14 protein-coding genes are annotated in these 15,473 nt (G+C 51.5%); 7 read left to right on the forward strand and 7 right to left on the reverse strand.

Translation table 11 applies throughout. From position 1 onward, the window contains the following. Positions 1 to 47: 47 nt before the first annotated feature. The 3 genes from AC07N2_RS11710 to AC07N2_RS11720 form a co-directional block, all read right to left on the reverse strand. The gene (locus tag AC07N2_RS11710) at positions 48 to 494 is read right to left on the reverse strand and encodes an SRPBCC family protein (protein WP_494778425.1); all 447 of its coding nucleotides are present in this window, start codon (positions 492 to 494) and stop codon (positions 48 to 50) included. 139 nt (positions 495 to 633) lie between these two features. Then, positions 634 to 1,353: a YoaK family protein gene (locus tag AC07N2_RS11715; protein ID WP_494778426.1), complete on the reverse strand. Its 720-nt coding sequence runs from the start codon at positions 1,351 to 1,353 to the stop codon at positions 634 to 636. 137 nt (positions 1,354 to 1,490) lie between these two features. Beyond that, positions 1,491 to 2,411, reverse strand: coding sequence for a LysR family transcriptional regulator (locus tag AC07N2_RS11720; protein ID WP_494778427.1), 921 nt, complete (start codon positions 2,409 to 2,411; stop codon positions 1,491 to 1,493). A 100-nt stretch (positions 2,412 to 2,511) separates the two neighbouring features. On the opposite strand from AC07N2_RS11720, the gene metE reads away from it, so the two are divergent. The 4 genes from metE (at position 2,512) to greB (ending at position 8,330) form a co-directional block, all read left to right on the forward strand. Continuing rightward, positions 2,512 to 4,800: a 5-methyltetrahydropteroyltriglutamate--homocysteine S-methyltransferase gene (gene metE, locus AC07N2_RS11725; RefSeq protein WP_494778428.1), complete on the forward strand. Its 2,289-nt coding sequence runs from the start codon at positions 2,512 to 2,514 to the stop codon at positions 4,798 to 4,800. Positions 4,801 to 5,017: 217 nt separating this feature from the next. Beyond that, entirely contained in the window at positions 5,018 to 5,935 is a 918-nt protein-coding gene (locus AC07N2_RS11730; protein ID WP_494778429.1) for a 23S rRNA (adenine(2030)-N(6))-methyltransferase RlmJ, read from the forward strand. Positions 5,936 to 6,304: 369 nt separating this feature from the next. Beyond that, positions 6,305 to 7,582: an EAL and HDOD domain-containing protein gene (locus AC07N2_RS11735; RefSeq protein ID WP_494779245.1), complete on the forward strand. Its 1,278-nt coding sequence runs from the start codon at positions 6,305 to 6,307 to the stop codon at positions 7,580 to 7,582. Positions 7,583 to 7,775: 193 nt separating this feature from the next. Continuing rightward, complete coding sequence (gene greB / locus AC07N2_RS11740) at positions 7,776 to 8,330, forward strand: transcription elongation factor GreB (RefSeq protein ID WP_494778430.1); 555 nt, start codon at positions 7,776 to 7,778, stop codon at positions 8,328 to 8,330. An 18-nt stretch (positions 8,331 to 8,348) separates the two neighbouring features. On the opposite strand, the gene AC07N2_RS11745 is transcribed toward greB, so the two are convergent. The 4 genes from AC07N2_RS11745 to AC07N2_RS11760 all read right to left on the reverse strand — a co-directional run bounded on the left by AC07N2_RS11745 (position 8,349) and on the right by AC07N2_RS11760 (position 12,528). Then, positions 8,349 to 10,625 (reverse strand): RelA/SpoT family protein, encoded by a 2,277-nt coding sequence (locus AC07N2_RS11745; protein ID WP_494778431.1) that lies wholly within the window; start codon positions 10,623 to 10,625, stop codon positions 8,349 to 8,351. Positions 10,626 to 10,669: 44 nt separating this feature from the next. Beyond that, on the reverse strand, positions 10,670 to 10,873 hold the full coding sequence (gene rpoZ, locus AC07N2_RS11750; protein WP_076591726.1) for a DNA-directed RNA polymerase subunit omega: 204 nt from the start codon (positions 10,871 to 10,873) through the stop codon (positions 10,670 to 10,672). Between the two features lie 22 nt (positions 10,874 to 10,895). Further along, positions 10,896 to 11,540: a guanylate kinase gene (gene gmk / locus AC07N2_RS11755; protein ID WP_076591725.1), complete on the reverse strand. Its 645-nt coding sequence runs from the start codon at positions 11,538 to 11,540 to the stop codon at positions 10,896 to 10,898. Between the two features lie 85 nt (positions 11,541 to 11,625). Beyond that, positions 11,626 to 12,528 carry a YicC/YloC family endoribonuclease gene (locus AC07N2_RS11760; protein WP_494779246.1) on the reverse strand — a complete coding sequence of 301 codons (903 nt, stop codon included), beginning with the start codon at positions 12,526 to 12,528 and terminating at the stop codon, positions 11,626 to 11,628. A gap of 178 nt (positions 12,529 to 12,706) precedes the next feature. Here AC07N2_RS11760 and AC07N2_RS11765 point away from each other — a divergent pair, with 178 nt between their 5' ends. From AC07N2_RS11765 to rph, 3 genes are read left to right on the forward strand one after another with little or no spacing between them, the layout of a single operon-like run. Further along, complete coding sequence (locus tag AC07N2_RS11765) at positions 12,707 to 13,714, forward strand: serine/threonine protein kinase (RefSeq protein WP_494778432.1); 1,008 nt, start codon at positions 12,707 to 12,709, stop codon at positions 13,712 to 13,714. Positions 13,715 to 13,745: 31 nt separating this feature from the next. Beyond that, positions 13,746 to 14,675 carry a PP2C family protein-serine/threonine phosphatase gene (locus tag AC07N2_RS11770; protein ID WP_494778433.1) on the forward strand — a complete coding sequence of 310 codons (930 nt, stop codon included), beginning with the start codon at positions 13,746 to 13,748 and terminating at the stop codon, positions 14,673 to 14,675. A 6-nt stretch (positions 14,676 to 14,681) separates the two neighbouring features. Beyond that, positions 14,682 to 15,416, forward strand: coding sequence for a ribonuclease PH (rph, locus tag AC07N2_RS11775; protein ID WP_076591721.1), 735 nt, complete (start codon positions 14,682 to 14,684; stop codon positions 15,414 to 15,416). The last annotated feature ends 57 nt before the right edge of the window (positions 15,417 to 15,473 follow it).

Raw genomic sequence — 15,473 nt, forward strand, 5'->3', positions numbered from 1 at the left:
CTTTGGAGATTGGGCTGATAAAACGTTAGCCCATGCTGCCGTGATCACTAACTTGGGATCTCAGGTTCGACGAGTGTAGCAAGTTGAAGCAGTGATTCCTGCCAGCCGAGATAGCACATCTCTACTGGGATTACTTCAGGGATTCCTGCTTGTACGATCTTGATTTCGGTTCCGCATAAGACTTTGGTTAAAACCACAGTCACTTGTATTTCACCGGGTAAGTTCGGATCATCGAATTTATCCGTGTAGCGAATTTTTTCGTGTGGAACAAGTTCGAGATACTCACCACCGAAAGAATGTCCGTTACCCGTGTTGAAATTAGAGAATGACATTTTGAATGTTCCACCGACTTTGGATTCCATGTGGTGAACCTTGCATGTAAAACCGTAAGGCGGCAGCCATTTTTCTATTGCGTCGGCATTCAAAAATGCACGATATACACGTTCTGGTGGTGCACGGAGAACACGATGTAGTTGTACGGTACCTGTAGACATAATCAATTCTCTTTTAAGTGAAATATTGATTTAACCTGGATTAGATATTAGCGAAATAAAGCTCTTAACATAATTTTTTAAAAGTTAATCTGCTGTGGACGGCGCTACAGTTTTTCGCACTATGCAAGCTTATGTCGCACTAAGTTCGCAAGTCTCGAAAGCGAACTACTGCATCATCAACGAGCGGTATCAACGCAATAATAAACAAAACTAGCGCGAGTGGCAGCACGGTGCTGTAGCCAATATATTTGAAGCCTACTGCACCCAGAATCCCACCGATAAAAAACATCGCAAGAAGGGCGCTATAAAAGAACATTTTTTCATGTCGTGCGCGTACATAGCCTTCTGCATTTCTGGCATGTCTGTGATTCCAGTAAAGCATTTTTCCGAGTTCGATACCGAGATCGGTGACTACGCCGGTCAGGTGTGTGGCGCGTATGCTGGCATCTGACATCTTGGTCATGACGGCGTTTTGCAGGCCCATAATGAAGCAGAGCAGGATCACAGTGAGCGGCACCGTAATGTCAAGATAGGCGTCGAGGTTGGCACCAAGCAGGCCAAACAGCAGCAGAAGCATGGCTTCTGCAATGAGGACGATGGCATAGGTGCTGTGCAAATTTCGGTGCCGTGCCCAGTTGACCATGATCGCAGTCGCTGCTGCGCCGCTGACAAAAGAGATCATTGATCCTATGCCTGCGATGACCAATATTGCATTCCCTACGATCAGATTATCGGACACTGCGGACATGAAGCCTGTCATGTGCGATGTGTATTGATGTACCGCCAGAAAGCCGCCTGCATTGACAGCTCCTGCAACAAACGCGAGTGCTACGCCAAGTTGTTGATTGGCGCGATGCATTCTATTTTTTCCTGATAATTCTCTGAGAAAGTTCAGCGGTTGCATGTAGTCCTTGACTCCCATCACACTGTCGTTCAGATGTCGGATTGGCGCTGCTCAATGGATCGTGAGCACATTGCATGTCAGTTACTTGATGATCATAGCAACTCCACGCTATCCAGATTCAAATAACAACTCTCTCGCGTTGTTGCTACGAAATCCGCCAGATAAGGTTTTGCCGATGTCTCGGGCAGACATGCTGCATACAGACGGCCGGTCAATCCTTCCGCCGTAATCCGTTTTGCCAGCACGTAATTCCGATTCAGATAATTCTGCGCAGCCCATACCGGCAGCGTTGCAATGCCACGTCGGCTAGCGACCAGTTGCAACATCGCGACCGTTAGCTCGGTGGTGCGGCGTTCAACTTTTACGCCGGCAGGTTTCAATACCTGTCGCACAACGTCCAGCATATCGTCAGGCACAGGGTAGGTAATCAGCGTATCGCCGATGAAATCCTCCGCTGTCAGAAATTCCTTGCCTGCCAGCGGATGGTCGTGCGCGACCAAGGCGACGATTTCAAAACGGAAGAGCGCGTGGTAATCGACTTTTTCGTCAGGGTCGATTTCGGCCACGATGGCGACGTCGGCTTTATGTTCATACAGCAGACCGACCGGATCGGCTTGGAAGCCGGAGACGATGTCGAGCTCGACTTCCGGCCAGCGCCCGCGGAATACATCCATCGCCGGCATCAGCCAGTCGAAGCAGGTATGACACTCGACCGCAATGCGTAACTGACCGGCGACGCCTTGAGCCAGGCGCACCAAGTCGCGTTCGGTTTCGGCAACTTGCGGCAAGACGGTATCTGCCAGTTTTAATAAACGCTCGCCAGCCGGGGTGAAACGCACCGGCGTCGACTTGCGTTCGAATAGCTGAGTACCGTGATGATCTTCCAACTGCTTGATTTGATGGGATAAAGCAGATTGTGTGACATTGAGCAGAGCCGCCGCGCGCAGCAGATTGCCTGCCTCGCGTAGGGCCAGCAAAGTTTTCAGGTGCCGTAGTTCAAGGATGGATTGCATTATGAATTTTGCTCATGATGAATCTGAATATTTATCGTTTGAATCATAGTTCATCTGCGCGCAACATGGCAAGCTTCAAAAATCTACATTGGAGTTGGGCATGGCAAAGGCGCATATCTTGGGTTTTCCCCGCATCGGGGCGCAGCGCGAACTGAAGTTCGCCGTTGAATCATTCTGGCGTGGCGATACCGCACTGGCTGCATTGCAGGAAACCGGCAAGACCTTGCGTCAGCGTCACTGGGCGATCCAGGCGGAAGCCGGGCTGGACTATGTTTCGGTAGGCGATTTTGCCTGGTATGACCAGGTGTTGAACACGCTAGCCTTGCTCGGTGCAGTGCCGACCCGCTTCAAATTCGATCCGAAAAAACTCACGCTGGCCGATTACTTCACGCTGGCACGCGGCAATCCCGAGCATTTTGCGATGGAGATGACCAAGTGGTTTGATACCAACTACCACTATCTGGTACCGGAGTTTACAGCTGATGTCAGCTTCGACGGTGGTGTCGATTGGCTGTTTGAAGAAAATGCAGAAGCTGTTGCGCTCGGTCATAAAACCAAGGTCACGTTGGTCGGTCCATTGAGCCTGCTCTATCTCGGCAAGATCAAGTCTGGTATCGCAAACAAGCTGGATCTGTTGCCTAAAGTCGTTGCCGGTTACCAAAAGGTATTGAAGCGCTTGCAGGATGCAGGTGTCGAGTGGGTGCAGATTGATGAACCAATTTTGGCACTGGAACTGGATGCCGCATGGCGCGATGCATTTGAGCCGACCTACAAAACACTGTCACCTGCAGCGCCTAAATTGTTATTGGCAACTTACTTCGATCAAGTGCGCGAACACAGCGCCTTGTTGCGCAGCTTGCCGGTTGCTGGCGTACATCTGGATCTGGTGCGTGGCGCCGGTCAATTGTCTGAATTCTTGAAAGACTGGCCGCAATACCGCGTGCTGTCGGCTGGTATCGTCGATGGTCGTAATATCTGGCGCGCCGATCTGGATACTGCATTGGCGTTGTTGAAGCCTTTGCAGGCAACGCTGGGTGATCGTTTGTGGGTCAGCGCAAGTTGTTCGCTGTTGCACGTGCCGGTCGATTTGGCGAATGAAAATAAACTGGATGAAGAGCTTAAAGGTTGGCTCGCATTTGCGACGCAAAAAGTGTCGGAGATTACTGTGCTCAAACGTGCATTGAATGGCGAAGAGAAAGAAGTTGAGGCGCAATTCAAATCCGCTGCGTTGGCCGTTGCTGCGCGCAAGATTTCGCCGCGCATTCACAATCCTTTGGTGCAAAAGCGCTTGAGCCAGATCGATACGATTTCTGCCGACCGCAATAACGTCTTTGCCGATCGCATCGTCAAGCAGCAAGCGCGTTTCAACTTGCCTGCTTTCCCGACGACTAACATCGGTTCTTTCCCGCAAACAGCAGATATCCGTCAGGCGCGTGCGCAATACAAACGTGGCGAGATCGGTCATCTGGATTACCTGAATCGCATGCGCGATGAAGTGCGCATGGTCGTGCAGAAGCAGGAAGAAATTGGTCTGGACGTGTTGGTACACGGCGAGCCGGAACGTAACGACATGGTCGAGTACTTCGGTGAACAATTGTGGGGCTATGCCTTTACCGCGAATGGCTGGGTACAAAGCTACGGCTCACGTTGCGTCAAACCGCCATTCATCTACGGCGACGTCTATCGTCCGGAAGCAATGACAGTCGGTTGGAGCGAGTTTGCGCAAAGCCTGACTTCGAAACCGATGAAGGGCATGCTGACTGGTCCGGTCACGATGTTGCAATGGTCTTTCGTACGTGACGATCAACCGCGTGATCAGACTGCCTTGCAAATCGCATTGGCTTTGCGTGATGAAGTCGTGGATCTGGAAAAAGCCGGCATCGGCATGATACAGATCGATGAACCTGCATTCCGCGAAGGCTTGCCCTTGAAAGCTGCTGATTGGGCGCATTACCTGGATTGGGCGGTGAAGGCATTCCGCATCAGCGCATCCGGCGTGCAGGACGATACGCAGATTCATACTCACATGTGCTATTCGGAGTTCAATGACATTCTGCCGTGGATCGCTGCGATGGATGCCGATGTGATCACGATTGAAACTTCGCGCTCGGATATGGAATTGCTCGATGGTTTCGGTAAGTTTGCTTATCCAAATGATATCGGTCCTGGCGTCTACGACATCCATTCGCCGCGTGTCCCGCAAGTTGCTGAAATGCAGCGTCTGCTACGCAAGGCGCGTGGCGTGATTCCTGATCAACGCCTGTGGGTCAATCCGGATTGCGGCCTGAAGACCCGTGGCTGGCCGGAAACCACTGCTGCATTGGAAAATATGGTGCTGGCAGCACGCACTCTGCGTGAGGAAGTGGCGACACAGCAGCAAGCAGCTTAAGCAAAGTTGTTTTACTCATCAGAAACGGGCACAGAGAACAGTCTCTGTGCCCGTTTTGTATTGTTCGGCGTGCTTTTCCTGGACAGGCCGCGCTGGCCGTATACGCGGTAATCGTATGTATTCAAGCCGGTAATTGTTAGAATGGCGCATTATTGAGTCGCGCTGACTTCGCCGCGCGATTTTCCTTCCCTCATTCTTGCCAAGATAGACATCCCTTATGTTGAGTTACCGTCATGCCTTCCACGCAGGCAATCACGCCGATGTACTCAAGCATCTGGTTCAGATTCAGTTGCTTAAATACATGAATCAAAAAGACACGTCGTATATGTACATCGACACCCACGCGGGTGCTGGCGTGTACGCGCTCGATAGTGCTTATGCTGCGAAAAATGCCGAATTCGCAACAGGTATCGCCAAGCTGTGGGATCGCAAGGACTTGCCTGCGCCGCTGGCTGAGTATGTGCAAATCGTCAGAGACTTGAACCCGAGCGGCAAGATGCGCTATTACCCTGGTTCGCCGTATTGTGCGGATAGCGTCATGCGCGAACAAGATCGTTTGCGTCTGTTTGAACTGCATCCAGCCGATAGCAAGCTGCTTGCAGACAATTTCCGCAAACTGGAAGCACATGCCGCAGAGCAGGGCAGACGCCCAACAGTGCGCGGCAAGCGCATCATGATAGATCGTGCCAACGGCTTCCTCGGACTGAAAGCCTTGTTGCCACCGCCATCGCGCCGGGCTTTGGTGCTGATCGATCCGCCGTATGAAGACAAGAGCGATTACCGTAGCGTCGTGCAGACGGTATCTGATGCCTTGACGCGTTTTGCAACCGGTACCTACGCTGTTTGGTACCCAGTGCTTAATCGCCTGGAATCGCGCCAGATGCCAGACAAATTAAAACGTCTGACCGCCAATGGCTGGCTCAATGTCACCTTGTCTGTCACCACACCATCGCCAGATGGATTCGGTCTGCACAGCAGCGGAATGTTTGTACATAACCCGCCATGGACGCTGGAGCCGATGTTGCGCGAGTTGATGCCGTATCTGGTCTCGACTTTGGGTGGCGATTCGGGAGCTGGCTTTACTTTGGAGTCCGGCACAACAGTCGCGCCCTACACCGGAACCCGACGCGTGTAAACAATAGACGCTCGTCTTGTAAATTTTGCACTGAAAAACCACAGCTAAGCAGGCGGAAATCGCATGACGAGCAGAATACTTGCGCGTCAGAAATATTAACGGAATAATGGGCCAAAATTGGTTTGCATCAGTTCCGCTTGGATTAGCTGTGTTTTTATTTCAAGAGGCAAGTTCTGCGGTACCTTGCAAATCCATATTGCACGATCAGGCTAGAGAATAAAAATAAAGATGCCGGTATAGATGCATCGCATGTTGGATCGAACGTGAACATCGCGGTGCTCAGCGCAGCGGTTGTTTTTTCAAGGTGTAACAAAGACGCGTTGGGGTTGATCCATGCGTTCTGTTCAATAAGCAGAGACAACAATCTTGATGATCACCAATCTCAATCAGCACCTGCCTGATGATCAACCTCGTGTGAAGGAGTTCTTCCTCGCGAGACAGCCCATATTGAACAACGATCAGAATCTGGTCGCTTACGAACTTCTGTTTCGTCGCGCCTCATCTGGGCCTGCCAATGTGGTGGATGATCTGGCCGCAACTGCTTCGGTGATCGCGCATGCTTCCGAGCTAGGCATAGATAACGTGATCGGCAACTCCTTAGGTTTCTTCAACGTTGATGCCGCAGTACTCATGTGCGACTTTGTTAATTTCCTTCCGTGTGAAAAAGTAGTGCTGGAAATTCTTGAGACGGTAGAGATTACGCATGATCTGGTCGAGCGTGTATCCGAGTTGGTGGATCAAGGCTTTACGTTTGCGCTGGACGATGTAATTTCCCACTCAGACGCGCTGCAGAAATTACTGCCCTTGGTCAAAATCATCAAGATCGATATCACCGGCATGAGCAAGGGCGAGCTGGCTAAGTTGGCTGAACATTTCCGTCTGGATGGCAAGGTGCTGTTGGCGGAAAAAGTCGAGACAATCGAACAATTCCAGGATTGCATGGAACTTGGTTTTCATTATTTCCAAGGCTATTACTTTGCGCGTCCCGTCATTCTTTCCGGTAAAAAACTCGCGCCGTCTCAACTGGCGATCTTGCAGTTGATGACTTTGGTTGTTGCCGATGCAGATACGTCTGAAATTGAGTGCAACATCAAGAAGGATGCATCGCTAGTGCTGACGCTGCTGCGCTTGGCCAATACGCCAGGTGTAGGTGTCACGCAGCGTATCGATTCCTTGGGGCAGGCATTAACAGTACTTGGCCGTCGCCAATTACAGCGCTGGTTGCAAATCATTCTTTACGCGGAACATAACAAGGGTAGTCACTTCACTTCGCCTCTTTTGCAATTGGCTACCACCCGCGGCAAACTGCTGGAACTGATTACCGAAAAACTCCGTCCTGATCATCGCGCCATGGCAGATACCGCGTTCACGGTCGGCATCATGTCCTTGATGGATACCTTGTTTGGCCAATCGATGGCAGACATTCTGGAGCAGGTGGCGGTAGTAGAAGAAGTCAGTGATGCCTTGCTGTATCGCAAAGGTTTCTATGGCGATTTGCTCAAGCTTGCCGAATATATTGAACAGATAGAAAAGACCGGTGCTTTGCTGATTCCGACATTGCAAAAATTGGGATTGTCGATCGAAGATCTGTATGCGCTACAGTTGTCGGCATTCGAGTGGAGCAATAACGTATCAAGCCGCGTGTGAAGTAACTATCAGGCTTAAGGTCAGGCCTGATTCAATGTAATTCCCTTATTGCAAGATGGAGCACCGCATAGGCGTGACTCATCTTGCATTCTTGTTTGCATATCCCTACAAAATTTTTACATACTCAACTCGAGTGGCCTCAAATAAACAGGATCACCTTAATGTCATGGCTGCATGACGTTAAAATAGGCTTATGACGAATCAAGCAAATACCACTGAAAATGATGACGATGATGGCGAGAATAGCGCGCCAGCCATTCCTGCGGGCACAAAGAATTACATGACGCCGCAAGGTCATCTACGGATGAAAACCGAGCTGCTGAAGTTGATCGATGTCGACAGGCCTGAAGTGGTGCAAATCGTTTCCTGGGCGGCATCGAATGGTGATCGTTCCGAGAATGGTGATTATATTTACGGCAAGCGGCGTTTGCGGCAGATCGATGGGCGGATACGCTTCTTGACCAAGCGTCTGGATCTGGCCGAGATTGTGGATCCAAGTATTCATCACGGCAGCGATCAGATCTTCTTTGGCGCGACGGTGAAGTACGAAACGCAAGCGGGTGAGGAACATACCGTCACGATATTGGGTATCGATGAACTGGATCCGCTCAATGGAAAAATCAGCTGGATATCGCCAGTTGCACGCGCGCTGACCAAGGCACGCGAAGGCGATACCATTACCTTGAAAACACCAGGCGGTGTGGAAGAGTTGCTTATTCTGGAAGTGACTTACCCGGCACCTGCTTAAGGTGCCGGCGAGGCAGGATCAGCCCTTGTCTCGTAGCAAGCGAGTAACGCCAGGAATGGCGCGCAGATTGCGCATGAGGCGAGCGAGATGTACACGGTCTTCAACTTGCACCGTGAAATGCAGATACGTAATCATGTGATCTTTATCTTCATCCATACCGACATGCGTGATGTTGGAATCAGATTCGCTGATCTCGGCCGCGACGCGTGCCAGGATACCTTTTTCATTGCGTGCCAGCAGTGTGATGCTGCAATCGAAGCGGCGATCAATGTCAGAGCCCCAGGTCACGTCTATCCAGCGATCAGGTTCTTTTGAACGCTGTCTTCTTGCTACGTCACAATCGTGCGTGTGTATCGTCAAGCCTTGATCGCGTTTCATCTGGCCGATGATGGCGTCGCCCGGAATAGGCTGACAACATGATGCCAATTGGACAGAAATACCTTCGCTGCCATAAATAACAACAGGATCAATTTTATTCGGCAAGACTTCGCCGTTGGCATCAACTTGCGGCCGTGGCACTAATTGATCGTTCTCGACCATGCCGAGAATATGGCGTGCAACCAATGCAGCCATACGTTTGCCGACACCGATATCTGCATAGAGATCATCCAGCGATTTGGCGCTCGACTCATTTAGCAAACGTTCGGTCACAGGTGTTGGTAATTCGGGATTCAGATTCAGTGTGACTAATGCTTGTGACAACAAGCGGCGACCAAGTTCGATCGATTCAGTTGCATTGATGGTGCGCAGATGATGTCGGATCGCCGAACGTGCCTTGCCGGTACGCACAAAGCCCAACCAATTAGGATTAGGGCGCGAAGTAGGCGAGGTGATGATTTCGACGATATCGCCGTTACGCAGTTCTGTGCGTAGTGGTACTTGTTCCAGGTTGATTTTGACCGCAATCGTCTGATCGCCGATATCGGTATGAATCGTATAAGCGAAATCGAGCGCAGTCGCGCCGCGCGGCAAAGCGATGATCTTCGATTTCGGCGTGAATACATAAACCGAATCGGGAAACAGATCGACCTTGACGTGTTCCAGAAACTCGGCGGAGTCGCCAGTCTGTTTCTGAATGTCGAGCAAGGATTGCAGCCATGCGTGCGTGCGCTGTTGCAGATCGGACAAGCTGCCTTCATCATCCTTGTACAGCCAGTGCGCTGCCACGCCGGATTCGGCCACGCGATGCATGTCTTGTGTACGGATCTGGAATTCGATAGGCGTGCCGTAAGGACCGATCAACGTGGTGTGCAACGATTGATAGCCGTTCAGTTTCGGGATCGCAATGTAATCCTTGAACTTGCCTGGCATTGGTTTGAACAAGGCGTGCAAAGTGCCAAGCGCGACATAACAATTTGCAAAACTGTCGACCACGACGCGGAAGCCGTAGATATCCAGCACTTGCGAGAACGACAGACGCTTGTGCAGCATCTTCGTATAAATGCCGTATAGCGTTTTTTCACGGCCGTAGACTTGCGCAGTGATACCGGTGGCATCCAGCGTATTGTTGACCGATTCCAGAATCTTGCTGACCACTTCGCGACGATTGCCGCGCGCAGCCTTGACTGCTTTGCCCAGCGTTTTGTAACGCATCGGATACAGATGCGAGAAGGCGAGATCCTGCAGTTCACGATAGATATTGTTCAGGCCAAGTCGGTGTGCAATCGGCACATAGACTTCCATCGTTTCGCGGGCGATACGGCGCTTCTTGACCGGTGCCATCGAGCCGAGTGTGCGCATATTGTGCAGGCGGTCGGCCAGCTTGATGAGGATGACGCGCACATCGCGTGCCATCGCCAGCAGCATCTTGCGGAAATTTTCAGCTTGCGCCTCGACCTGGCTCTGGAATTCCAGTTTCTCCAGCTTGGAAAGGCCGTCGACAATATTGGCGACCGGTGCGCCGAAGCGTTCGATCAGCTCATCTTTTCTGACGTCTTGGTCTTCCATCACATCATGCAACAACGCTGCCATGATGGCTTGCGCGTCCAGCTTCCAATCTGCGCAGATTTCAGCGACAGCGATAGGGTGCGAGATATACGGCTCGCCCGACATACGCATTTGACCGAGATGCGCCTCATCCGAGAAGCGATAGGCTTCCTTGACCTTCTTCAATTCAGAAGGTGTCAGGTATTCAGCGAGTTTGGTGGTGAGTTGCGTAACAGATGCCACACCTGGAACAGGTGCGGGCGTTGTCGTTGATGCTGTTTTTTTCTGCTGAGTTTTGGCCGAGCGATCGGAAACCGCTCGGTTATTTGAAGCGATGGATGCTGTTGAATCTGTAGGTGTCAGGTTCATACTGATAGCTTATCAGCCGCATCGCGGTTAGCAGAAGGAGTTAATTAGCTTGGGACTTTTTTCAACATTTCAATGCCGATATGGCCTGCTGCGATTTCACGCAGAGCGATAACGGTTGGTTTGTCTTTAGCATCAACCTTAGGTGTGTGACCTTGCAGCAACTGACGTGCGCGATATGTCGCGGACAATGTCAATTGAAAGCGATTAGGGATGTGTTTGAGGCAATCTTCAATGGTAATGCGGGCCATACGTGCTCCTAAAAATACGATATCAGCTTAAATTGGCATGAATGCCCAATTGGGCGAACAGGGATGCGTTCCGAGTTGATTGTTGTGCAAAACGACAACGTGTGGCTTTTACGATCGCGCTTAACTCGGCTAAAGCAACTGTAAACTCTTGATTGATAATAACATATTCGAACTCCGAAGCGTGGGCGATTTCGCCGCCGGCAGCGAGAATTCGGCGCGTAATTACGTGGTCTTCGTCTTGTCCGCGCTTTTTCAGACGCTCTTCCAATGCAGCAATGGACGGTGGCAGGATAAAAATGCCTACAGCATGCGGGAATTGCTTCTTCACCTGCTGCGCGCCTTGCCAGTCGATTTCCAGCAAAACATCGGTGCCAGCGGCCATTTGGTCAGCAATTTGTATGCGGGAAGTGCCGTAATAGTTGCCAAATACTTCGGCAGACTCGAGGAATTCATCGGTATGGCGGCGTGCCAAAAAGTCTTCCGGGCTGGTAAAGAAGTATTCGCGACCATGCTGCTCGCCCGGGCGTGGTGGGCGGGTAGTGTAGGAAATCGACAGTTTGATGCTCGGTTCCTGTTGCAGCAGGGCGTTGACCAGGCTGGATTTGCCGGCGCCAGACGGCGCAACGACTAAAAACAGGCTGCCGGAAGAAGTGGGTTGCTCAGACATCGTTGTCCTTGATGAATGGATAATAGTTAAAGTGGCAAGTTACGCAAAAGATTGTAGCGCTGCTTGATGTTGCCCTATGCCGGATTTATTCCAGATTCTGAACTTGCTCGCGCATTTGCTCGATCAGTAACTTCATTGCCATCGATGCATCGGATAATTCCTTGACCGCGGCTTTGGAGCCGACGGTATTGGCTTCGCGATTGAGCTCCTGCATCATGAAATCCAGGCGTTTGCCGACTTGGCCACCTTTTTTCAGGATGGTGCGGGTTTCGCTCAAATGTGCTGCCAAACGTGTCAGTTCTTCTGCGACATCGACGCGTATGCCGTACAGCGTGACTTCCTGGCGGATGCGATCCAGTGCTTCTTCGCGCGTGATGGTCGGTTGAGCATTGCTTTCACCATTCTTGACGGCGAGGCCGAGTGCTTCCTGCATGCGCTCCGTCGCTTTTTGCTGAAACTGCGCGACGACTTGCGGGATTAGCGGCGTGATGCGTTGTACGATTGCTTCCAGATCGCTGACGCGCGACAGCAGCATGGTTTGTAGCGCATTACCTTCGCGTTCGCGGCTTTCTACGAAAGCGTTCATGGTTGTTTGTATCGCTGCAGTGACATCGGCTTGCAACGTATCCTGGCTCATTTCAGCTTCTTCGATGACACCAGGCCAGCGCAGTAATTCATTGACCGATAAAGGTGCTGCATCGGCAAAATGTTGGCGAATATCGGCCTGCAGGGTTGCCAGTGCGCCGAGCGCTGTGGCATTCAATGCCTGCGTTGCACCAACTGCGACCTTGCGGCCAAAGCTTAAACGGCATTCAACTTTGCCGCGGGTGGCACGTGCCATGATGGCTTCACGCAACACTGGTTCCAGTGCGCGCAAGTCGTCATTGATGCGAAATTGCAAATCAAGGAAGCGCGAGTTGACGCTTTTGACCTCTATGGTCAAGGTGCCACTGCTGGTCTCATGGGTAGTGACGGCATAGCCGGTCATGCTGCAAATTGTCAAAATGAGTTCCTCGTTTTTCTTTACAAAGCAGCGATTTGTCCACACAATCCACAACGAACATGGTTGCCGAATTCAGGTAGCCGGAAAAAGGCTAAGCAATATGCCGCGTCACTTTTTGCCGTGCTGTATTCCCCAAGTTTCTTGACATTATTTATAGGACGACATGGCTGCGCAAAACAATGCTCCGTTGCCGGATGGCTTGGAAATCGCTGGATATCGCATTGTAAAGAAGATTGCGTCTGGCGGGTTCAGTATTGTCTATCTGGCCTATGACGAAGATGGCAATGCTGTCGCTATCAAGGAATACCTTCCCAGCTCACTGGCATTGCGCCAACCAGGTGAATTGGTACCGGCTATTTCCCCGGAAAATCTGCCAGTCTTCCGCATCGGTTTGAAATGCTTCTTTGAAGAAGGACGCGCATTGGCGCGTATCGCACATCCAAATGTGGTGAGCGTGACCAACTTCTTCCGCGCCAATGAAACTGTTTACATGGTGATGGGCTACGAGTCTGGCCGTTCACTGCAGGATCACATCCTGCGCCGCCGTGACAAGGGCGAGAAGCCACTGGTATCCGAACGCTTTATCCGCAAGATGTTCAGCCATGTGATGAACGGCTTGCGCGAAGTCCACACGAATAAATTGCTGCATCTGGATTTGAAGCCGGCAAATATTTATTTGCGCGTGGATGGCACACCTATCTTGCTGGACTTCGGCGCTGCGCGACAAACACTGCAATCGGATTTGCCTAAACTGTATCCGATGTACACGCCGGGTTTTGCTGCGCCTGAACTGTACGTCAAGAACGGTAGTCTTGGTCCGTGGACCGATATCTACAGCATAGGCGCATCCATGTTTGCTTGTATGGTCGGTGCGCCACCGCAACCGGCTGATCAACGCAAGCTCAACGACAAGATGGATGGTCACTTCAACAAGCTTGAAGGCGTTTATTCTTCTGACTTGATCAAAGTGATACGTTGGAGTTTGATGATCGATCCACTGGAGCGCCCGCAAAGTGTATTTGCCTTGCAAAAAGCTTTGCGTGAGCCGATACAGGATAAGCAGGGCGATGCCAAATTGCAGCAAGTCGCGCGCAAACTCAAAAGCATATTCGGCAATATGAGCAAAAAGTCGGCGCACGCATCGACAACGATACAAGAGCACACGCGCTAAGCTCACTCCTACCATTTTTATCTAAGAAGCCATGCGATTCTCTGTCTATCAAGAAAGCCATATTGGTGGTCGCAAGAACAACCAGGACCGCATGGGCTACAGCTTCACGCGGGATGCCTTGCTGCTGCTGGTAGCCGATGGCATGGGCGGGCACATCATGGGTGAGATGGCAGCGCAGATCGCGATGCAAACCATTGCTTCTTTGTTCCAGGAAAACGCCACGCCGTATGTGAAAAAACCAGAGCGTTTTCTCGAAGACAGTTTCTTCGCTGCACACCGCGAGATACATCGTTATCGCGCCATTAACAACTTGCCAGAAACGCCACGCACTACCATCGTCGCTTGTTTGATTCAGCACAATAGTGCGATGTGGGCACACTGTGGCGATTCGCGTTTGTACTGGATGCGTAGCGGTCAGATTCTGGCGCGTACACGCGATCACTCTCGCATCGAAACTTTGATTGCTCAAGGCAAGGTCGATCCATCGGAGCGCGATACGCATCCGGATCGCAATAAGCTATTTAACTGCCTTGGTGCACCGAATATGCCGATTGTGGAAATCTCTCGGCGCGCCAGCCTGCAAGCGGGCGATATCATGCTGCTGTGTTCAGACGGCTTGTGGTCGGTACTGCCGGATCATGAGCTGGCGGAACGTCTGCATAACAATACTATCGTGCGTGCGGTACCGGAATTGCTGACGACTGCTACTGGTATTGCCGGTAAAACAGGCGATAATGTCACCGCTTTGGCAATGATGTGGGAGAGCAGCGAAAATCTGCAGGGCAATAGCACCATCACCACACATACTTTGCCTATAGGCAGTGTCACCACCACGATCCAGGCGCCACGGCACCAGGATCTGGAAAATGCAGACACCTATAACGATTCAGAAATCGAAAAAGCGATTGAGGAAATCCGCAACGCTATCGATAAATCATCACGTATCACTTCCAGGAATTAAAGCCACATGTCGTATGAAAATCGTCCCAGCGGACGCGCCGCTGACGCCTTGCGCGCCATCAAACTGACCCGTAACTACACCAAGCATGCCGAAGGTTCTGTCCTGATCGAGTGCGGCGATACCAAAGTCATCTGCACCGCCAGTATCGAAGATCGCGTACCCGGCTTCCTCAAGGGCAAAGGCCAGGGCTGGTTGACAGCTGAATACGGCATGCTGCCGCGCTCGACACACACACGCATGGATCGTGAAGCCGCACGCGGCAAGCAATCCGGCCGTACGCAAGAAATCCAACGCCTGATCGGTCGCTCGCTGCGCGCCGCTTTTGACTTGCAGGCTTTCGGTGAGCGTACCCTGCACTTGGATTGCGACGTTATCCAGGCTGACGGTGGCACACGTACCGCAGCGATTACTGGCACCATGGTTGCCGCCTATGATGCTTTCAGCAAGCTGGTGGCGCAAAACGTTATTCCTGCGATCCCGCTCAAGCATTTTGTCGCTGCGATCTCGGTCGGCGTGTATAAAGGCCAGCCGGTGCTGGATCTCGATTACGACGAAGACTCCGATTGCGATACCGATATGAATATCGTCATGACCGATGCTGGTCACTTCATTGAAGTGCAGGGCACCGCTGAAGGTGCTGCTTTTGACCGCGCTACCATGGATAAACTGTTGGACTTGGCGCAAGACGGCATCAGCGATCTGATCGTGATGCAAAAACAGGCTTTGGCAATAGCTGCGTAAAATAGAGCCTGCTCTGAACGTCGTTGCTTTAATGTAAATGTCCATGCAGCCTGGCTG

Source organism: Herminiimonas sp. GW821-FHT09C12, assembly GCF_059416385.1.

Bases quoted from the DNA above. Each gene is read 5' to 3' on its own strand.
- AC07N2_RS11710 (WP_494778425.1), bottom strand. From the start codon at position 494: ATGTCTACAGGTACCGTACAACTACATCGTGTTCTCCGTGCACCACCA.
- AC07N2_RS11715 (WP_494778426.1), bottom strand. From the start codon at position 1,353: ATGCATCGCGCCAATCAACAACTTGGCGTAGCACTCGCGTTTGTTGCA.
- AC07N2_RS11720 (WP_494778427.1), bottom strand. From the start codon at position 2,411: ATGCAATCCATCCTTGAACTACGGCACCTGAAAACTTTGCTGGCCCTA.
- metE (WP_494778428.1), top strand. From the start codon at position 2,512: ATGGCAAAGGCGCATATCTTGGGTTTTCCCCGCATCGGGGCGCAGCGC.
- AC07N2_RS11730 (WP_494778429.1), top strand. From the start codon at position 5,018: ATGTTGAGTTACCGTCATGCCTTCCACGCAGGCAATCACGCCGATGTA.
- AC07N2_RS11735 (WP_494779245.1), top strand. From the start codon at position 6,305: ATGATCACCAATCTCAATCAGCACCTGCCTGATGATCAACCTCGTGTG.
- greB (WP_494778430.1), top strand. From the start codon at position 7,776: ATGACGAATCAAGCAAATACCACTGAAAATGATGACGATGATGGCGAG.
- AC07N2_RS11745 (WP_494778431.1), bottom strand. From the start codon at position 10,625: ATGAACCTGACACCTACAGATTCAACAGCATCCATCGCTTCAAATAAC.
- rpoZ (WP_076591726.1), bottom strand. From the start codon at position 10,873: ATGGCCCGCATTACCATTGAAGATTGCCTCAAACACATCCCTAATCGC.
- gmk (WP_076591725.1), bottom strand. From the start codon at position 11,540: ATGTCTGAGCAACCCACTTCTTCCGGCAGCCTGTTTTTAGTCGTTGCG.
- AC07N2_RS11760 (WP_494779246.1), bottom strand. From the start codon at position 12,528: ATGACCGGCTATGCCGTCACTACCCATGAGACCAGCAGTGGCACCTTG.
- AC07N2_RS11765 (WP_494778432.1), top strand. From the start codon at position 12,707: ATGGCTGCGCAAAACAATGCTCCGTTGCCGGATGGCTTGGAAATCGCT.
- AC07N2_RS11770 (WP_494778433.1), top strand. From the start codon at position 13,746: ATGCGATTCTCTGTCTATCAAGAAAGCCATATTGGTGGTCGCAAGAAC.
- rph (WP_076591721.1), top strand. From the start codon at position 14,682: ATGTCGTATGAAAATCGTCCCAGCGGACGCGCCGCTGACGCCTTGCGC.